An 18,719-nucleotide genomic window follows, 5' to 3' on the forward strand; every position below is an offset into this window, starting at 1 on the left:
CGGGCCGGATACCAGCCCGCACGGTAGCGGATGTGCCGCAGTTAACGGTTTACGGTTTATTGCACCAGGGCGTAGAGGGCAGCCGCGATGGCGTGCTGCTCACCGGCCATCATCGCCTGTTCGGCGCTGGCGTAATCCGCTACCCCTTGCTGCACATCCTGCTCGAACAGCACTACGTTGCAGAGCACGGCGGCGACCCGTACCTTGCGCAGGCGACCCACGGTCAGCAGGGAGGCGGTCTCCATGTCAGCGCCCAGTACGCCACGGGCATGCCAGTAGCGGCACACCTCCTGCTCGTCATCTCGATAGAAGCTGTCGTGGGAGCGTACCAGCCCGTGCCAATGAGGCTGGCTGCTAGTGGCCACATGGTTGAGCAGGGCCGCTTGCAGCCAGATGTCGGCGCAGGCGGGGTACTCGGCGGGCAGATAGGCCTGTGAGGCCCCCTCATTGCGAACCGCCCCTTCCACCACGATAAGGTCGCCGAGCCCGATGTCGTGCTGCAGGGCACCGGCGGAGCCGACCCGAATAAGCGAGCGGGCGCCGGCTTGCACCAGCTCCTCCAGCGCTATGATGGCCGAGGCACCGCCAATGCCGGTGCTGCAGACCGTGATGGGCAGCCCCTGATAGCGGCCGTTGATGAGGCGAAACTCCCGGTTTTGCCCCAGCACCTCACACTCTTCAAGCTGGCTGGCGATGCGATCGACCCGGGCCGGGTCGCCGCACAGTACCACCCGCTCGGCAATCTGGTCGGGGCGGCACTGGAGATGGGGTAACAGACTCATGGCTTACAGACCTTGTGGCTGGCGCTTGGCGGCAATCACCCAGAGGCGAGTGCCGTTGGCGGCGATAAACAGCAGGATCAGGTATTCGAGCGACATGGCGTAGACGCCCTGCGCGGCATAGACACCGATGCTGATGATGTTGATGACGACCCAGAGGATCCAGTTCTCCACGTATTTGCGGGTCATCAGGATCTGGGCGACCACCGAGAGCACCGTCATGCTGGCATCCCAGAAGGGGAAGGCATCGGGTGAGGGCTCGGGGATGGCAAGGTTGGCACCCAACAGGTTGAGCAGGGAGACCGAGGTGCGCGCCAGAGTGGCGAAGACCGGGTCGATGTAGCGGGTCAGCAGGGCGATGGCCAGCACGCTCACGGCGGCGGTCACCATCAGTTTGGATTTGCTGAGCCAGCGGATCTGCAGGGTATCCCCCTGATCGTTGGCCGGGCGGGTCCAGGCGTACCAGCCGTAGACGTTGGCGCAGAAGAAGAACAGCTGCAGCATCAACAGTCCGTAGAGCTGGATCTGGAAGAAGATGATGGCAAACAGGCTGACGTTGATCAGGCCAAACAGGTAGTTGATGGTTTTCTCCTGACTGGCGAACCAGATACAGGCCAGACCAAACAGGGTGCCGATGGCTTCAATCCATGACATGGCATAGCCGCCACCCAGCGGTATGGTCACTAGCGTGTTATTGATGCTGAACAGCTCGAATATGCTCATTTTCTGATCCTTGGGCATGAGGGTTAGTATGCGAGGGCGCCATTCTAAGGGGTGAGGGGGAGGAGGGGCAGGACTTTTGTCCGCCCCGGGCTTGGCCCATATCAAAGAAATCGCCGCTGCTGCCCGGTTATTCCAGCAGTGATGGGTTATGGGGCCCCGGCGGGCCGGACTTTATTGATATGTAGCAAGATGATAGCGCCGTGGCTGTGGTCTGATAGAGTCCACTCTCCGGGAGGAGAATCACGTGATAAAAGGAGGTTGCATTGAATTCCGAGCTTGTCTGGGTGCTCTGTCTGCTGGCTGGCGCCATCTATCTCTTCATGACCAACAAGGTGCGCATGGACGTGGTCGCCCTGGGCGTGGTCATCTTGTTTGTGCTGAGCGGCACCCTCACCCTGCCGGAGGCACTGGCGGGCTTTAGCGATCCCAACGTCATTCTGATAGCCGCCCTGTTTGTTGTCGGGGAGGGGTTGGTGCGCACCGGCATCGCCTATCAGGTGGGGGATGCATTGGTGAAGGTGGCGGGTAGCAGCGAGACCAAGCTGCTGGTGCTGCTGATGGTGGCGGTGGCGAGTCTGGGGGCTGTGATGAGCAGCACTGGGGTGGTGGCCATCTTTATCCCGGTGGTGCTGAGCGTGGCGAACCGGATGGGGATCCCGGCCGGTCGCCTGATGATGCCCCTCGGTTTTGCCGGGCTGATCAGCGGCATGATGACGCTGGTGGCGACGCCCCCCAACATGGTGGTCAACAGCGAGCTGATGCGCCACGGCATACATGGTTTCGGGTTCTTCGATTTCACCCCCATGGGCCTGCTGATCCTGGGGCTGGGCATCCTCTACATGCTGCTGGTGCGCGGCTCCTTGGTGGGTGAAGGGGAAGAGGGCAAGGGCAAGCCGACCGGGCGCCGCACCCTGCGCGATCTGATCCGAGACTACCGATTGGCCGGTCGGGCCCGCCGTCTGGCGCTGCGGCCGGATTCCCCGCTGATTGGTCACACCCTGGACGAGCTGCAACTGCGCGCCCGTTATGGTGCCCACGTCATCGGGGTGGAGCGCTGGCGCAAGTTTCGCCGGGTGATGGTGCCGGTGTCGGGGATCAGTGAATTTCAGGCCAAGGATGTTCTGCTGATCGACATGTCAGACCCCGAGGTGGATGTGCGGGCGTTTTGCACCGAGGCGCGGCTCGAACCCATGATCCTGCGCGGGGAGTATTTCTCCGATCAGGCGCGGGAGGTGGGGATGGCCGAGGTGTCGCTGATCCCCGAGTCCAAGCTGCTGGGTAAAAGCGTGCGTGAGGTGACCTTCCGCTCCAGCTATGGCCTGAGCGTGGTGGGGCTGCGCCGCGATGGTGAGGCACTGGCAGGCAAGCTGGTGGATGAGCCGCTGCAGATGGGCGACACCCTGCTGGTGGTAGGGAATTGGAGCCACATCAGACAGTTGCAGACCCATAGCCGCGACTTTCTGCTTATGGGGCTGCCCGCCGAGGTGGACGAGATGGCCCCCGCCCGCAGTCAGGCCATTCATGCCCTCTTCTGTCTTGGAGTGATGATCCTGCTGATGGTGACCGATCCGGTGCCCAACGTGATTGCCGCGCTGATCGCCTGTCTGCTGATGGGCAAGTTTCGCTGCATCGATATGGAAAGTGCCTACAAGTCGATCCACTGGCCGACCCTGATCCTCATCGTCGGCATGCTCCCCTTCGCGCTGGCGCTGCAAAAAACCGGCGGGGTGGATCTGATCGTCGGTGGCCTGATCAATGCGGTAGGGGAGATGGGGCCGCGGGTCATGCTGGCCAGCCTGTTTGCCCTCTGCGCGGTGATCGGGCTCTTTATCTCCAACACCGCGACTGCTGTGCTGATGGCACCCATTGCGCTCGGCACGGCGCAACAGATGGGGGTATCACCCTATCCGTTTGCCATGACCATTGCCATTGCCGCCTCGGCCGCTTTTATGACGCCGGTCTCGTCACCGGTGAATACCCTGGTACTGGGGCCGGGCAACTACAAGTTTGCCGATTTTATCCGTATCGGGGTGCCATTCACCCTGTTGGTGATGGCGGTGAGCGTGGTAGCGATCCCCTGGTTCTTCCCGTTCTGATAACCGGGATGATGAATGTGTGCACCAGCGGCCTGCGGGCCGCTTTTTTATGGCCGGGAGACAAGAGTGGCAAGGCGTGCTCGGAATCAGTGAAGAGTGATGTGGACGGGAATTAACGTGGAGCTGGGTTAATAGAGGAGCGAGAGAAAAACTGGGGAGAGGCAAATTTCAGATACAAAAAAACCAGCGTGAGCTGGTCTGTTTGGTACTTCTATTAATGGTGCGGAAGGAGAGACTCGAACTCTCACGCCTAGGGCGCCAGAACCTAAATCTGGTGCGTCTACCAATTTCGCCACTTCCGCAATATTAATGGTGGCTATGACGGGATTCGAACCTGTGACCCCCGCATTATGAGTGCGATGCTCTAACCAACTGAGCTACATAGCCGTTTGTTATCGACCACTGATGTGGAAGAGAACAGAAAAATGGCTGGGGTACTAGGATTCGAACCTAGGGATGGCGAGATCAAAACCCGCTGCCTTACCGCTTGGCGATACCCCAACAGAAATAATGGTGGCTATGACGGGATTCGAACCTGTGACCCCCGCATTATGAGTGCGATGCTCTAACCAACTGAGCTACATAGCCGTTTGTTATCAACCACTGATGTGGAAGAGAACAGAAAAATGGCTGGGGTACTAGGATTCGAACCTAGGGATGGCGAGATCAAAACCCGCTGCCTTACCGCTTGGCGATACCCCAACAGTGATGCCTGACAGAAACTATCAAACACCTTTCAAAAATGGCTGGGGTACTAGGATTCGAACCTAGGGATGGCGAGATCAAAACCCGCTGCCTTACCGCTTGGCGATACCCCAACAGCGTTCCTCAACAGTCGCAGACTGGCAAAGAACTTTTAAAAATGGCTGGGGTACTAGGATTCGAACCTAGGGATGGCGAGATCAAAACCCGCTGCCTTACCGCTTGGCGATACCCCAACTAGAGATGGTGGCTATGACGGGATTCGAACCTGTGACCCCCGCATTATGAGTGCGATGCTCTAACCAACTGAGCTACATAGCCAACCTTGCTTCCGGTGAGTCGTTACCTCGTCACCGTGCGGGCCGAATTATGCGTATCTGGCTCTGGGGCGTCAACCCTTTTTTTGCCAGAAAAACGCAATTTGAGTGCGTTTGACCAGTTATTGGTCTCTGTTGCGCAAAAGCCCAACAATCTGCTTTTTTTTAAGACATTGCCATTATTGCCCGGGCAATGGCAGATAAAAAACAGGCCAGCAAATGCTGGCCTGTCATGGGATTAGACGTTGAACAGGAAGTTGGTCTTTAGTGAGTCTCCATGGGTGTCGTGAAGTCTCATTTTTAAATTTAAGATCTTTGTTATCAAAGGATTAAAGGTTTTTTTGTCTCACTACGTTTCAGGTGGAATCACTGGTAGCCAGGTATTTTGTGTACGCAGTTGTGTACTCAAAATGCTATTGTGTACACAGCTTGAACAAAGGGGGCTAGGGTGGCGCTTAAGACAGATCGGGAAATCGCCAATTTGAAGGCGGAGGATGGCCAACGGCAGGTGGTTGCTGTTGCTAGTGGTGCTGGTGGTGGGTTGTGTATCGAGGTTCGCAGTGGTGGGCGCTCTAAAACATGGCTTTACCGTTATCGTATCAATAATAAGGCCCGAAAACTCACATTGGGCTCTTACCCAGCCATGAGCTTGGCGACTGCGCGGGTTGAGCACGGTAAGGCTGTCGCTTTGGTTAAGGCAGGAGAAGATCCTGCTGCTGTTGCCAAAGCATCCAAAGTGAAGCGGTCTGCTATGCCGACATTTGATGCGTTTTTTGAAGAGTGGTTGGAGTGGAAGCAAGTTGCCAAGCCTGCCCGAGCATCTACCGTTGAAGCCTACCGTCATACTCACCGACTATATATAAGCAAAGCCATTGGTAGTCTGTTACTGAAGGATGTGACGCGAGCAGTGTTGTTTGCTCACTTATCTAAGGTACGAGGGCGCAGTATACAGGCTGCACGAAAGGCACTGACTATCTGTGCTCAGATGCTAGATCATGCTGTAAACCTTGAATTGCTCGAACTAAATCCAGCTCGAACCATTAAGCCATCAACAATTGGGGCTGAGGCACCACCTCCTCGTCAACGCTGGCTTTGTCGTGAAGAGATTGCAGCCTTTTGGCTTGGGTTAAATGAGGGAGGCTATCATCCGGCGCAGGTTAACTGCTTGCGCTTGATCTTGTTGACAGGGGCACGACGTGGGGAGGCGACATCCATGACGTGGGATCAGATTATTGGCAATAAGTGGGTCATTCCAGCCAGTAATGCTAAGAATGGCAAAGAGCATACAATAACTCTTCATCCATTGGCTTTTGATGTGATCGCCTCTCAGAGAGCTATCAGCAGAGGTAGTTCTTGGGTCTTCGAAGCCATTCGTGAACATGATGCGGGACAGGGCCATATTGATGGAAATGCCTTACGCTGGGTGCTTAATAAAGTGAGAGCACTCACTATGCCACAAAGTGAGGCATTTACCGTTCACGATTTACGCCGTACTTTTGCCAGTTGTTGTGCTGAATATTTAGATGCAAACGAAAGTGTTATTGAACTGGCACTTAATCATAGTAAACGTGATCGTCTTGTTGCCACCTACCAAGCAGGTAAAAGGGCTGAACAGGTAACTAGATTGTTTGAGCAGTGGGGGGACTTTGTCTGCACTTTAATAAAACCAGCGCAATACAATCCAGTTAACGTTATTTCATTTGATTTTCGAGGTCGTAATTAATAGTAGCGAGTTAAGCGTTTGCTACATGCCATATTGATATTTTTGAACCTTATCCTTAGTGATGAGTTTATTAAGGCGTTTGAATTTTTATTGTTAAAGTATTTAGGTGAGTTAGATGTGTTCAATCTACATGATTTTTCCCTAAGAGTAACCCTCTGATGAGACAGAGATCTGAGTACACCTGAATGACAGTCTGTTGCTACTTGATCATGTTTTCAATAACTACCTTGTTCTGAGCTATCAGGTTGGAGAGTGGAAGGTAAATTGAACTCATCATTTTATCTTAAAAGGATGCATATCGAGTTCATGGTCGCTGTAAAGTTTAGTGTCTATAGATTTTAAAAAGGCGGACTAGTGTCCGCCTTTTTTTATTTGTTCATATTCTTCTTGTATCAGTCTAATTATTACTTCATTTTTTCTTCTGTCAGTTTTTATGCAAATATCGTCTAGCATGCTAATTATCTTTTCTGGCAAGACAACACTAACCGCTCTTTTCCCATTGTTTTTGTCTCGAAAAGATTTTTGTGACCAAGCCGATTTCATTTTCCTAAGAATCAGTTCTCTGGCTGGTGGTATTTCATTTAGTAGGTCAAATAGTGTAATAATACAATCTTTGATTGTCGACGAATTATCCCTGTTGATGAACCATATCGGAGGTCTATTACTTCCTGTTTTTATATTTTCAAACAAATAACTCCATGCCCATTTATCATCACATTTATCCATCCATAACTTTACATCAACTTTTTGACTTGCAATTTGCCATTTAGTTTTTAAATAAGTAATATCTTTTATTTTTTGTTCGCTAGTCGTATTGAGTATATCAAAAAACGAGATTATGCAGTTTTTTTTGCTGATGTTATTAATTGGGCAAGGGTCAATATTCCAGATGTTATATGGATGAATACTGCGAGTCACTTCAAATGCACCATCTATTCTGACGCCTACATCCATAGTCGAAGGTGACATAAAAGAGAATGTAGTTAAAGAGCGTATGTATGACCATACATAATTGCACAAACGATCATTTTTTGTATCTATCCAGCTGAAATTTGTTTCGTTTATACATTCAGATTTAATGCTGCTTATTATTAATTCTCGTGGGGTAACTTTCCCCTCAAAACTTATAAGCGGAGAGCCAAGTCCACAATTATTTCTTTTTATAAGGATGCTGCTGTTATTGGATAGGTGGCTAATTATCTCCTCATCACTTACTGATAAGGATGTGTCTTTATTTAATAATCTGAGGGCGAACTCCCTTTCTCTTTTGGATAAAGAGATAGTGTTCGGTATTTCTAAACCAGTACCATCATATATTTTTGCCATAACAATATCAGTTCCGAATAGAATTCATTACTAAGTGATTTTATTGTTGTTTTTAGTTGTTTTATTGTTGTTTTCTAACTTATTTTAGAGTGGTTTGCAATGTCTTTGTGTCGCTTTGTTTTCCATTTTACAGGGCAGTGTTAATGTACTTTTGTCCACTATGAGCCTACGTTCTCTGGCTTCGTTGAAGGTAGTGAAGGCCCACTGTGTGGGGGGGTATGGCAGGAATCTCTATCAACGGACAAGTTGATGGGCACTCTATTGGTCATCGCAGTGGTCTGGTAGAGGGTTACCCACGATTTGAGCCGGACGTTAATGATAGGCGCACTGGACTTGCTAAAATACAGCCGCTAGGTAATCGAATGTCTGTACCAATAATTGGGCTCTTGATCCTCTGCGAGGATCATAAAGAGATGCCTTCAGCTGGGGAATGTTGGGGAATGTTGGGGAATGATATCTGGAGCGTTAACGTTGAATACATAGCACAAGTTACATGAAACCATCACACGCAATCACCAATGCAGAGGAATGGCTAGCCTGCTGGTTCGAGTGAAACTCTTCATGTATACCGCATCGTCTCTCCCTGGTAATAGCTATGAAACAGTGAGGTGTAGCACTATTAGGAGCAGTTATTTAGCTTAGCTCCTCAAGTTGGTGCCTCAGATTTGCTAATGAGACGTAGACCTGTGCTTTTTAAATTCTCTCTTTGGTAACGGAATTTGATCAAGAGATATGGGGTTTACGTTTTCTGTTCCGCTATATTTTTACACGAGCACCACGTCCTATGGACGACAAAGGAGCTCATCATGAAACTACTTAAGTTGAAAGATGTCATCGCAATGACATCACTCTCTAAGGCATCAGTTTACCGTCAGATGAATGACGGGAAATTTCCAGCATCAGTGAAGATAGGTCCAAGATCTGTTGCTTGGGTTAGCTCTGAAATAGAGTCATGGATTGAAGAGAAAAGAAATCTTCGTTAGGGTAATTTCTGGCGAGTAATTGAAATAAATTAGCTCGTTGCTCAGGCTAGAAGTCTTGTCCTATCAGGGACCAGAGTTATTTGGTTGGTTTGATATTCAATGCTTTGGTGTCGGCAATAGTAATATATAAATAAGGAGTGAAAATAAATACCGAATAAAACTGCATACACAGTATGCAGATCGACAGTACAAACATGTGGATGTCGTAACCATCAACATACCGAAATCCATAATCCATTATATCGCTAAGTTGATAGCACCGTTTCAAACCTTCAATGAAAGTGTGCTAGTGCACACTTGCAAACTGCTACCTTAATTCTAACGTCGGCATACATTCTCAGAATGTGGCCCTCCTTCTATCTATGGAGTTTAATATGTTTAACACTCTTAATGAGTATCGAGTGGCGGCTGAACGCCACTATCAGAAAAATGGATATACTTTCGATAAGGATAACCTCAGTAAAATTGTTGCTGTGATGCATCATGCTTTTGCGCAATACTCTAGGGTATTTGCTTTTAGAGTTGACCTTCGCTTCCCTGATAATTTGTTTACCAGGATGCTATCAGAAGGTAGTTCACGTTATCATGGCGCTGTGCTGAAAGCATTCTTTGCGGAGCTTGAAAAACTGTTTGTTCTGGATCAGCTGTCCCAAGCTACAAATGGAAAAAGGGTTCGCAAAACAGCAATCAGATATGTTTGGGCGAGGGAGCAAACAGCAGAGGCTGTCGTTCCTCACTATCACTTGATGTTTTTCTTAAATGGGGATGCCTATTGCTCTCTGGGGAGATTTAAGTCTGAGAATATGAATCTGGCAAACAAGCTTAGAGTGGCTTGGCATCGAGCTGTCTTTGAGGCGGATGTATCAATTGATTTTTGCAGGAGGCGAGGGTTAGTTGAACTTTCAGAGGAGGGACAGCACGAAGTTTTTTCAGATGATCCTGTGGCTATAAAAAAAGTGCTGCTCCATGCGGCCTACCTTGCCAAAAAGGAATCGAAGCGCCGTGGAGAGGGATATCAGTGTTTCGGGGGGAGTAACCTTTGAAGGCTTATTGGTGTTGATAAAAAGACTTTTACTGCAGTTTTAGATGGCATCTGATCCGGGAGTTTCTGCTCCCGGATCTGTTAAGCTAACCCTCATTTGTTATCGCATCAGTTGGAGTAACCCATGGCAGCCTATTCCCCTCCCTTCACCCTGACCCATGCCATGTTGAGTCGAGTGGCGGAGATCGCCGAGTTGGTGGGGCAGTGGCGGTTTGCTCAGAGTTCTCAGGTGCCGATGCTGCGTCGAGAGAACCGGATCCGCACTATCCAAGCCTCCTTGGCTATAGAGCACAATACCCTGAGTGTCGAGCAGGTGACGGCAGTGATTGAGGGGAAGACGGTGCTTGGGCTTCCACGGGAAATCCAAGAGGTCCGTAATGCGTTTGCGGCCTATGAAGCAATGCCTGATTGGGATCCTGCTTTAGCGGAAGATTTACTTGGTGCTCACGGACTCCTGATGCGTGGACTCTGCGATGATGCGGGTCACTGGCGTAGCGGTGGCGTAGGTATCTATCGAGGCGAGCAGTTAGTGCATATGGCTCCCCCTGCGAACCAGGTCCCTCGTCTGATGGGACCGCTATTGACTTGGCTGGCTGAGAACGAGGCTCATCCGCTGCCATATAAAGGGGTTTGGTCGGTGTGAATTGCCCCTAGTTCCCTAGAGACCTAACTGCCTTAAAATGAGGCCAGCATTGGAGGTGCCATGGTCCGTCAGCGTTATCCAGAAACTTTCAAAATCGAAGCTGTTAAACAAGTTACTGAGCGTGAGATGCCTGTGGCTGACGTTGCACGAGCCCTTGGGGTATCCAGCCACATTCTGTATGCCTAGCTCAAGCAGTACGGCAAGCCTGCAGAGCAGCAACACGATGAGTCTGCCTTGCAAGCCGAGATACACTGCTTGAAAACCGATCTGCGTCAATTAACCGAGGAGAGCGCAACATCTTAAAAGAGGTGGGATTCAATCGGGTGTGCGGCGACCATGTGAAAACATGCAGTTGCGGAGGATTGTTGAATGAAACGAACATTTACAGCAAAGAAAAAGGGGACTGCCGAAGCAGTCCCTGAGTTAGGCTCATTGCGATAACACATGTCTGAAGTTTGGTTCAATTGTATTATCTACATGTTAACCACAGCTGCTCACAGAGAGCGTTGTTTAACTCAACTAAGTCGAGCGTTCACCGTCTAGCAGGGCGGCTATACCATGACCAGTCTGGAAATACGTGACCACTACAATATTGAGGTGTCAGCGAACATATCAGAGTGGGCCGGCTCCGGCGGAGGGCTTACAGATATAGATGCTCGGGGCCAGACCGCTCACTTGGGGATAACGAATATTAACCTGTTCGCACACTGCTGCTGTCAGTGACTGTGGAACCAATGCAACCACACAGCCACCAAACCCGCCACCAGTCATCCTCACACCACCACGACTGCCGATGATCTCTTTGATCATGTCGACCAAGGCGTCGATAGCAGGCACTGTGATGGCAAAATCATCACGCATCGAGGCATGGGACAGCGCCATTAATTCGGCCATCATGACCATGTCTTCATTCGCAAGCGCATCGGCTGCTGCCAGCGTTCGTTCATTCTCGGAGATGACGTGGCGTGCACGGCTCGCGACGACAGGATCCAGTTCGTTGGCTCGCTCGGTGAACTGGGTCATCGTCAGATCGCGCAGTGCCTTGACCCCAAAATGCCGTGCGGCCTCTTCACACTGTGCCCTGCGGGTATTGTATTCGCTATCCACCAGGCCCCGACGTACGTTCGAGTTGATGATGACCACATCAATGTCGGCTGGCATGCTCACAGGACAGGTATCCAGACTGCGGCAATCGATCAGCAGAGCATGATCTTGCTGACCCAGAGCCGAGATGAACTGATCCATGATGCCGCAGTTGCAACCGACGAACCTGTTTTCCGCCAGTTGTCCATTCAGGGCGATATCTGCTTGGCTGATGTCGAGGTGATTCATCTCTTTGAAGATCTGTCCTACTGCCACTTCCAGAGAGGCGGAAGAGCTCAGGCCTGCTCCCTGAGGTACATTGCCACTGATTACCAGGTCTGCCCCTGTCAGTTGACAGCCTCGCAATAGCAAATATTTGACGACGCCTCGCACATAGTTGGCCCACAGGTATTCCGGGCGCGCCTCTATGGGGTGGCGTAAGTCAAATTCATCCAGTTGGTTGTGATAGTCGGCAGCGATAACCCTGATCAGACTATCTTGGCGGGGGGCAGCACTGATCACGGTCTGATAATCGATGGCGCAGGGTAGCACGAAGCCATCGTTATAGTCCGTGTGTTCCCCAATGAGGTTAACACGCCCAGGTGCCTGAATGGCGAGGGTCGGGCGATAACCATACTGAGTGTAAAAGGTATGTTCAGTCACGCTGTGTGGCGATTCAATACTCATATCTCAACCTCAAACCTGTTCACGAAAATGGATATCGCTGACGGAACGCAGGCGTTCGGCCGCCTGTTCTGCCGTCAGGTCACGTTGTGTTTCTGCCAGCATTTCATAGCCCACCATAAACTTGCGTACGCTCGCAGAGCGCAGCAGGGGCGGGTAGAAGTGGGCATGCAACTGCCAGTGATCATTCTCTTCGCCATTGAATGGCGCACCATGCCATCCCATCGAATAGGGGAAGGAGCACTGAAACAGGTTGTCATAGCGGCTGGTTAGTTTTTTGAGCGCCAGTGCGAGGTCTGCACGCTGTTGCGGTGTCAGTGTCGGTAGACGTGTTACCGCAAACTTTGGAAGCAACAGGGTTTCGAAGGGCCAGGCAGCCCAATAAGGCACTACTGCCAGCCAGTGTTCCGTTTCCACTACGGTGCGGCTGCCGTCAGCCTGCTCGCGTTCCGCATAATCGAGCAACATGGCTCGACCATGTTTGGCAAAATACTCCCGTTGGGCGACATCTTCCCGCGCGGCTTCGTTGGGCAAGAAGTCGTTGGCCCATATCTGCCCATGGGGATGGGGATTGGAGCACCCCATCATGGTGCCCTTGTTTTCGAATACTTGGATCCAGCGGTATTCGCGCCCCAGCTCTGCAGTTTGTTCACACCAGGTGTTGACCACGGCAGTGAGGGAGGGGATAGACAACTCGGGCAAGGTCTTGCTGTGATCCGGTGAGAAGCAGATTACCCTGCTGGTGCCGCGTGCACTCTCTAGCTGGAAGAGGGGGTCCTCGCTGGTTGGGGCCATAGGTGTATCAACCATCAGTGCCGCAAAGTCGTTGGTAAAAACGAAGGTCGACGGATAATCCGGATTTTTGTCACCAGTGACGCGAGTGTTGCCGGCGCAGAGGAAGCAATCCGGATCGTGAATGGATCGCTGGGTGCGATCAGGTTCATCCTGCTGCCCCTGCCAAGGGCGCTTCGCCCTGTGGGGAGAAACTAGAACCCACTGCTGGATCAATGGGTTGTAACGACGGTGGGGGTGATCGGTTGGTTCAAATTGCATAGGAAGGCCTGTCTCGTTCTGTACATTCATGGAAGGGGGTAACCGTTTGGATTTTGGGATTGCCAGCGCCAGGTATCAGCCGTCATCTCATCAAGCGTGCGATAAGCCTTCCACCCCAGCTCGTTATAGGCTCGTGTTGGATCTGCCCAACACTGTGCTATGTCCCCAGCGCGGCGCGGCACGATCTCATAAGGCAGTTCGCGGCCACAGGCCTTGGAGAAGGCGGCATGAATGTCCAGGACACTGTAGCCATGCCCAGTGCCCAGGTTGTACACATGGACGCCAGCTTGCCCAAGCGCATGTTTCAAGGCTGCGACGTGGCCATCGGCTAGATCCATGACATGAATGTAATCCCGCACACCGGTACCATCTGGTGTCGGGTAGTCATCACCAAAGATGGCGAGTTTGGCACGGCGGCCCACTGCCACCTGGGCAATATAGGGCATCAGGTTATTGGGAATGCCCTGGGGATCCTCGCCCATCAGGCCGCTGGGATGGGCGCCCACCGGATTGAAATAGCGCAACAGGGTCAATGACCAGTCGGGGGCTGAGTGTGCAAAGTCCTTGATGAGGCGCTCCACCATCAGCTTGCTTTGACCATAAGGGTTGGTGGCGTGAAAGGTGGGCGACTCCTCGGTGATGGGCATGATCTCCGGCTCGCCATAGACGGTGGCAGATGAGCTGAACAGCAGGGTCTTGACCCCGGCGCGTCGCATTGCCTGCAGCAACACCAGGGTGCCGCTGACATTGTTGTCATAGTACTCGAGAGGCTTTTGTACCGATTCCCCTACGGCCTTGAGGCCTGCGAAATGGATCACGGCATCTATCTGCTGGTCTGCAAACACACGATCCAGCAGGTCGGCATCCCGCACATCACCGTGATAGTGCTGGGGGCGCAGTCCGCTGAGGCTGTGGATACGTTCGAGGACGCTCTCTTTGCTGTTAACCAGATTGTCCAACAAGATGGGGGTCATCCCGGCAGCGATAAGCTGCAAGCAGGTATGACTACCTATGTAACCAGTTCCACCTGTCACGAGTATCTTCAACATTAATCGCTCCTTGGTGCTCGTTTTCATTGGGTTTTATTTGGTGTAATCGCTTTCCCTTATTCTGCGCTTGTGAACAAGGTCCTGGAAGATGCATCTCCATTTGATGTGATTTTTGTCACATTTTTCACCGCGATGAGCATGAGAATGGATAAGGGTGTATGTAAATGGATTACACAGCGAGACGCTCGTATTGATAGAATGCTCCCGCTTTTGACATGAAAGCCGTGTCAGGTATTGGAAATGTCGGTAGTATCTTGACCCTATAAAGCACTGGTTTTTATTTATACCGTTCACCGGAAAAGCTAATTCATGGCAACCATCAAAGATGTAGCACTCCTGTCAGGCGTATCCGTCGCCACAGTCTCACGTGTCATCAATAATTCGCCAAAGGCAAGTCAGGCGTCACGCGATGCCGTCTTCAAGGCGATGCATGAACTCAACTACCACCCCAACGCGAATGCGAGAGCCTTGGCCCATCAGAACAACGAAACGCTGGGGTTGATTGTTGCCGATGTGTCTGACCCCTTCTTTGGCACCATGGTTAAAGCAGTTGAGCAGGTGGCGCAGGCTACGGGGAATTTTCTGCTCATCGGAAATGGCTACCACGACGCAGCCAAAGAGAAGCACGTAATAGAGCAGTTGATAGGGCATCGCTGCTCTGGCTTGGTGGTTCATGCCAAAATGCTGCCAGATGAAGAGCTGATCCAGATGATGAGCTATGTTCCCGGCATGGTGCTAATCAACCGTATCGTTCCAGGGTTCGAGTCCCGTTGTGTGGCGCTGGACGATCGCTATGGTTCCTGGCTTGCAACTCGTCACCTGATCCAGGAAGGGCACAAGAAGATAGGGTTTCTGTGTTCAAATCATCTGATCTCTGACTCTCAGGATCGCATGCAGGGGTATCTGGATGCGCTGCAAGAGCACAATATCCCGGTCGATGAGCGCCTGATCTCCCGTGGCAGTCCGGATGAGCTGGGAGGTGAAGCCGCGATGACTGAGTTGTTGAGCCGGGGGCAACAGATGACGGCGGTCGTCTGTTATAACGATTCGATGGCGGCAGGAGCTTTGTCCGTGCTTAGCGACAACGGGGTCGAGGTTCCCCAGGAGCTATCTCTGGTGGGGTTTGATGATGTACTGATATCCCGCTACTTGCGCCCTCGTCTGACTACGGTGCGTTATCCCATCATCGCCATGGCGACCCAGGCCGCCGAGCTGGCCATTGCTCTGGCAAAAGGTGGGCCCTTGCCCCAGACGACACATATGTTCAGCCCGACTCTGGTACGCCGTCATTCAGTCCGCAGTATCGATTGATCGACGATTTGGCAACCTGAATTCATCGGCCATCAGGCAAGGTTACCCGTCAGGGGCCTTGCCTTTTTAGTGCCTCATCTTCTTCCTCTCTCTTTTGTCGCTCACTCCTGTGGGGTCGGGAAGGTCTCACGGTGCCTTCCTATGCCCTGCACGAGGAGGTCATGTCTGCTGCGATGAGTCTGGTCGAGTCATGGTTCTCAGGTGTAGATATTACCATTACGAGTGTAATCGATAACACATGATTTGTTATCAAATACCCCTTTAATTTCAATTGCTTGAGTTTGCCTTGTGGCTTTATCAAGCGTTTTTATAGCAGTGTTTATGTAATAATTACAGTTTTGTGAGTTTTGTCATGTCAATGATGGCACAGTTATTCCTATAATCTCCATCGGACAGTGAAAGCGCTTTCCCTATGGGTTGGTAAGCGGTTCATCAAGATAACAATGCAACAGTGGAATAAAGGAATAACTATGAAAGTGAAACTACTGACGACATCCGTTGCCCTCGCTCTGTCAATGACTGCATTGAATGCTAATGCTGTTGATTTTACAGGCTATTTCCGCTCTGGCGTAGGTGTGTCCCAAGACGGTGATATGCAAACCGGTCGACAGAACTTTGTCGGTCGTCTGGGTAACGAAAGCGATACCTATACCGAAATTGGTATTGGTCAGGAGGTTTACAACAAGGATGGCAAGACTTTCTATGTAGACAGCATGTTCAGCATGCAGAGCGATGGCTCCAATGACTATGAAAGTACCACCACTGTGTGTAACTTCGATCAAAAGGAGTGCAAGGATGATGCAACATTTGCCCTGCGCCAATTCAATGTTAAGGCCAAGGGGCTGATTTCCGCTGCGCCCGATGCCGTGGTTTGGGCTGGCAAGCGCTTCTATCAGCGTCACGACCTTCACATCATCGATACCAAATACTGGAATATCTCGGGAGCCGGTGCCGGTGTTGAAAACCTCAAGGCAGGTCCAGGCGCCTTCTCACTGGCGTGGATCCGGTCTGATGGTAACGATATCGATAACTCGATTGTTAACAATGACCTCAACGTTAACTTCCTGGACCTGCGCTATGCCGGCTGGGCTCCCTGGGAAGGGGCCTGGACTGAAGCGGGTGTCAGCTATGCCATGCCCAATCCGACCGATGAGCAGGAGAAGGCCGGTAATCTCTATGATCCCAAAAATGGTGTCATGCTGACCGCAGAAATGAGTCAATATTTTGCCGATAGCCGCATCTACGAGAAGTTGGTGCTGCAATATGCTGACAAAGGGCTGGCCCAGAACATGATCTCCCAAGGGGGCGGTTGGTATGATGTTTGGCATCTGACCGATGATGCCAAGGGATACCGGGTGATTCTGACTGGTGACATTCCCATGGGAGAGAAATTCAGTGTGAACCATGTATTCACTTACGGTAAGGGTGAGAAACTTGAAGCATGGCATGACAACACCGAACTGTTCAGCGCTGTCGCGCGAGGCGGTTATGCGTGGACTGACATCATGAAGACGCTGGTTGAAGCCGGTACTTATGAGAGCACCAAGACCTGGACAAGCGGCTCTGAAGAGAAATCGAGTGGTCAAAAATATACCTTGGCTCAAGCTTGGTCAGCTGGTCCCAGCATGTTTGCCCGCCCGGAGATCCGTGTTTTTGCCAGCTATCTGAAAGATGGCGAAGGCAAATCCTTCAACGGCGGTGAGGATGATAATACCTGGAACTTCGGCGTGCAGGCCGAAGCCTGGTGGTAAAACCCGACTCGTTACACCACAGGGAGCCCGCTTGGGCTCCCTTTTTTATTTTGCATTGAGGACTCGCCTTGTCGTGCTGACGTCGTCTTAGGGAGCCCGATGTTGCGAGTCCCGGCTACGGAGGCTGCAGTCGGTGAGTCTGTTTGCCTCGGGGAGAGGGTGGTCATGTTTTCGGTGATGGTACCGGAGGGCCCCGAGCGACTCTGCTTAGTGGAGCTGCCACCCGCATCCAGAGTCATTACGCGCAGGCAAGTGGCGGGATGATATGCGTTGGTGATAAAGGGCGAAGAGACGGGCGAAGTCATGTCCAGGTGGCAGAATGAAAAGGCGCACTACCTACTGCGCCTCTGTGCAACGTTATATATTTACTGCAACAGGAAGGCATCCAGCGCATAGGTGGGTTTGCCGCTGTTGTCCATCAGCCCCAGGCTGTAACCCTGCCAGTTCTTGTAGCTTTGTGGTTCCCAGTAGAGCACTCCGAGCCCTTTGCTATCGGGGATCCACGTCATCTTATTGAGTAGATCAGCAATGGTGTCGTAACTGTTTTTCGGGTCATCCCATGGCATGCCCACCTCGACAATCATCACCTCCTTGCCATAGCGGGTCACCATATCGGAGAGGTTGTCGTAGCAGAGGTTGTTGAGGGTGAACCAGTCGCCGTTGCCACTCTGGGTTGGGTAGATGGAGGCACCAATGACATCCCACTTGGCACCGTTGTTCTTTAGGCCATCAAACATCCAACGATAGAGGCTGTTGTTCTCGCAGTTGGCCAGGTGGACGATGACCTTGGTGCTACTGTTGACCGCCTTGACGGCGTCATAACCGCTGTTGATGAGCCAGGCAAAGTTCTTCATGTTGACCGAGGCGCGCCCCTCTTCCCAGAGCATGCCATTGTTGGTCTCGTTGCCCACCTGTACCCACTTGGGGGTGATGCCTGCGTTTTTCAGGGCTACCAGGGAGTTGTAGGTGTGCCACCATACGTTCGACATCAGCTGATCAAAGGTGTAGCTCTGCCAGGCCGCCGGCTTGGTCTGCTTGCCAGGGTCGGCCCAACTGTCGCTGTAGTGGAAGTCAATCAGCAGATCGAAACCGGCCGCCTTGGCCCGCTTGGCCTTGGCGATGACGTCACTGATGTTGTTCCAGCCATCAGCAGGATTGACCCATACCCTGAGCCGGATGGTGTTCATACCGTGCTCTTTCAGGGTTTTTAACAGATCCTGCTGCTGGCCGGCGTCGTTATAGAACTTGTATCCGGTGTTCTCCATCTGGGTCAGCCAGCTGACGTCAGCCCCCTTGACCATGGCCTCTCCCTGGCCATGAAACAGCAGGGCGCTGCCAAGCAGCATGGTGGTAAGTAGATGTCTCTTCATTGTTGTTATCTCCTGTCTGGATGTGTGTAGGGTGGCGACAGGGATGCAGTCCCGCGCCGGGATGGCGTCGCCGTGTGACGCCAT

The 18,719-nt window shown here is 51.8% G+C and carries 14 protein-coding genes, 8 tRNA genes and 1 pseudogene; 8 read left to right on the forward strand and 15 right to left on the reverse strand.

The window, feature by feature from the left end:
• Nucleotides 1-56: 56 nt before the first annotated feature.
• Nucleotides 57-782, reverse strand: a complete 726-nt coding sequence (locus tag AB5Y67_RS21395; protein ID WP_123172547.1) for a nucleoside phosphorylase — start codon at nucleotides 780-782, stop codon at nucleotides 57-59.
• A 3-nt stretch (nucleotides 783-785) separates the two neighbouring features.
• Complete coding sequence (gene pnuC / locus AB5Y67_RS21400) at nucleotides 786-1,502, reverse strand: nicotinamide riboside transporter PnuC (protein ID WP_123172548.1); 717 nt, start codon at nucleotides 1,500-1,502, stop codon at nucleotides 786-788.
• Between the two features lie 263 nt (nucleotides 1,503-1,765).
• Between pnuC and AB5Y67_RS21405 the strand changes: the two genes are divergently transcribed.
• Nucleotides 1,766-3,598 (forward strand): SLC13 family permease, encoded by a 1,833-nt coding sequence (locus tag AB5Y67_RS21405; protein ID WP_194495434.1) that lies wholly within the window; start codon nucleotides 1,766-1,768, stop codon nucleotides 3,596-3,598.
• Nucleotides 3,599-3,816: 218 nt separating this feature from the next.
• Here AB5Y67_RS21405 and AB5Y67_RS21410 read toward each other — a convergent pair.
• The 8 genes from AB5Y67_RS21410 to AB5Y67_RS21445 form a co-directional block, all read right to left on the reverse strand.
• A tRNA-Leu gene (locus AB5Y67_RS21410) sits at nucleotides 3,817-3,900 on the reverse strand.
• An 8-nt stretch (nucleotides 3,901-3,908) separates the two neighbouring features.
• Nucleotides 3,909-3,985, reverse strand: a tRNA-Met gene (locus AB5Y67_RS21415).
• Nucleotides 3,986-4,024: 39 nt separating this feature from the next.
• Nucleotides 4,025-4,099: transfer RNA gene (locus tag AB5Y67_RS21420), tRNA-Gln, on the reverse strand.
• Between the two features lie 10 nt (nucleotides 4,100-4,109).
• Nucleotides 4,110-4,186, reverse strand: a tRNA-Met gene (locus AB5Y67_RS21425).
• A 39-nt stretch (nucleotides 4,187-4,225) separates the two neighbouring features.
• Nucleotides 4,226-4,300: transfer RNA gene (locus tag AB5Y67_RS21430), tRNA-Gln, on the reverse strand.
• Nucleotides 4,301-4,341: 41 nt separating this feature from the next.
• A tRNA-Gln gene (locus AB5Y67_RS21435) sits at nucleotides 4,342-4,416 on the reverse strand.
• Between the two features lie 45 nt (nucleotides 4,417-4,461).
• A tRNA-Gln gene (locus AB5Y67_RS21440) sits at nucleotides 4,462-4,536 on the reverse strand.
• An 8-nt stretch (nucleotides 4,537-4,544) separates the two neighbouring features.
• Nucleotides 4,545-4,621: transfer RNA gene (locus AB5Y67_RS21445), tRNA-Met, on the reverse strand.
• A 444-nt stretch (nucleotides 4,622-5,065) separates the two neighbouring features.
• Between AB5Y67_RS21445 and AB5Y67_RS21450 the strand changes: the two genes are divergently transcribed.
• Complete coding sequence (locus AB5Y67_RS21450) at nucleotides 5,066-6,340, forward strand: site-specific integrase (protein ID WP_068982117.1); 1,275 nt, start codon at nucleotides 5,066-5,068, stop codon at nucleotides 6,338-6,340.
• A gap of 351 nt (nucleotides 6,341-6,691) precedes the next feature.
• On the opposite strand, the gene AB5Y67_RS21455 is transcribed toward AB5Y67_RS21450, so the two are convergent.
• On the reverse strand, nucleotides 6,692-7,666 hold the full coding sequence (locus tag AB5Y67_RS21455; protein WP_139118884.1) for a hypothetical protein: 975 nt from the start codon (nucleotides 7,664-7,666) through the stop codon (nucleotides 6,692-6,694).
• 806 nt (nucleotides 7,667-8,472) lie between these two features.
• Between AB5Y67_RS21455 and AB5Y67_RS21460 the strand changes: the two genes are divergently transcribed.
• The 4 genes and pseudogenes from AB5Y67_RS21460 to AB5Y67_RS21475 all read left to right on the forward strand — a co-directional run.
• Nucleotides 8,473-8,649, forward strand: coding sequence for an AlpA family transcriptional regulator (locus tag AB5Y67_RS21460; RefSeq protein ID WP_068982116.1), 177 nt, complete (start codon nucleotides 8,473-8,475; stop codon nucleotides 8,647-8,649).
• A gap of 374 nt (nucleotides 8,650-9,023) precedes the next feature.
• A complete protein-coding gene (locus tag AB5Y67_RS21465; RefSeq protein WP_162516195.1) occupies nucleotides 9,024-9,692 on the forward strand; it encodes an inovirus-type Gp2 protein in 669 nt (222 codons plus the stop codon).
• Nucleotides 9,693-9,815: 123 nt separating this feature from the next.
• Nucleotides 9,816-10,334, forward strand: a complete 519-nt coding sequence (locus AB5Y67_RS21470; protein ID WP_224969626.1) for a Fic family protein — start codon at nucleotides 9,816-9,818, stop codon at nucleotides 10,332-10,334.
• 60 nt (nucleotides 10,335-10,394) lie between these two features.
• Nucleotides 10,395-10,622, forward strand: a pseudogene (locus AB5Y67_RS21475) (transposase); the annotation flags it as partial.
• Nucleotides 10,623-10,946: 324 nt separating this feature from the next.
• Here the strand turns inward: AB5Y67_RS21475 and galK are convergent.
• From galK to galE, 3 genes are read right to left on the reverse strand one after another with little or no spacing between them, the layout of a single operon-like run.
• Nucleotides 10,947-12,104 carry a galactokinase gene (galK, locus tag AB5Y67_RS21480; RefSeq protein WP_068982252.1) on the reverse strand — a complete coding sequence of 386 codons (1,158 nt, stop codon included), beginning with the start codon at nucleotides 12,102-12,104 and terminating at the stop codon, nucleotides 10,947-10,949.
• A gap of 9 nt (nucleotides 12,105-12,113) precedes the next feature.
• Nucleotides 12,114-13,154 carry a galactose-1-phosphate uridylyltransferase gene (gene galT, locus AB5Y67_RS21485; RefSeq protein ID WP_068982253.1) on the reverse strand — a complete coding sequence of 347 codons (1,041 nt, stop codon included), beginning with the start codon at nucleotides 13,152-13,154 and terminating at the stop codon, nucleotides 12,114-12,116.
• Nucleotides 13,155-13,180: 26 nt separating this feature from the next.
• A complete protein-coding gene (gene galE / locus AB5Y67_RS21490; RefSeq protein WP_041215920.1) occupies nucleotides 13,181-14,200 on the reverse strand; it encodes a UDP-glucose 4-epimerase GalE in 1,020 nt (339 codons plus the stop codon).
• Between the two features lie 312 nt (nucleotides 14,201-14,512).
• Between galE and galR the strand changes: the two genes are divergently transcribed.
• Both galR and AB5Y67_RS21500 read left to right on the forward strand, forming a co-directional pair.
• Complete coding sequence (gene galR / locus AB5Y67_RS21495; protein WP_100654392.1) at nucleotides 14,513-15,514, forward strand: HTH-type transcriptional regulator GalR; 1,002 nt, start codon at nucleotides 14,513-14,515, stop codon at nucleotides 15,512-15,514.
• Between the two features lie 464 nt (nucleotides 15,515-15,978).
• Complete coding sequence (locus tag AB5Y67_RS21500) at nucleotides 15,979-17,265, forward strand: maltoporin (RefSeq protein ID WP_081326103.1); 1,287 nt, start codon at nucleotides 15,979-15,981, stop codon at nucleotides 17,263-17,265.
• A 365-nt stretch (nucleotides 17,266-17,630) separates the two neighbouring features.
• Here AB5Y67_RS21500 and AB5Y67_RS21505 read toward each other — a convergent pair whose 3' ends face one another.
• Nucleotides 17,631-18,635, reverse strand: coding sequence for a glycosyl hydrolase 53 family protein (locus AB5Y67_RS21505; protein WP_068982257.1), 1,005 nt, complete (start codon nucleotides 18,633-18,635; stop codon nucleotides 17,631-17,633).
• Nucleotides 18,636-18,719 lie beyond the last annotated feature (84 nt).

Source organism: Aeromonas sp. s12 (assembly GCF_040907925.1).
GTDB classification, from domain to species: Bacteria; Pseudomonadota; Gammaproteobacteria; order Enterobacterales; family Aeromonadaceae; genus Aeromonas; species Aeromonas veronii.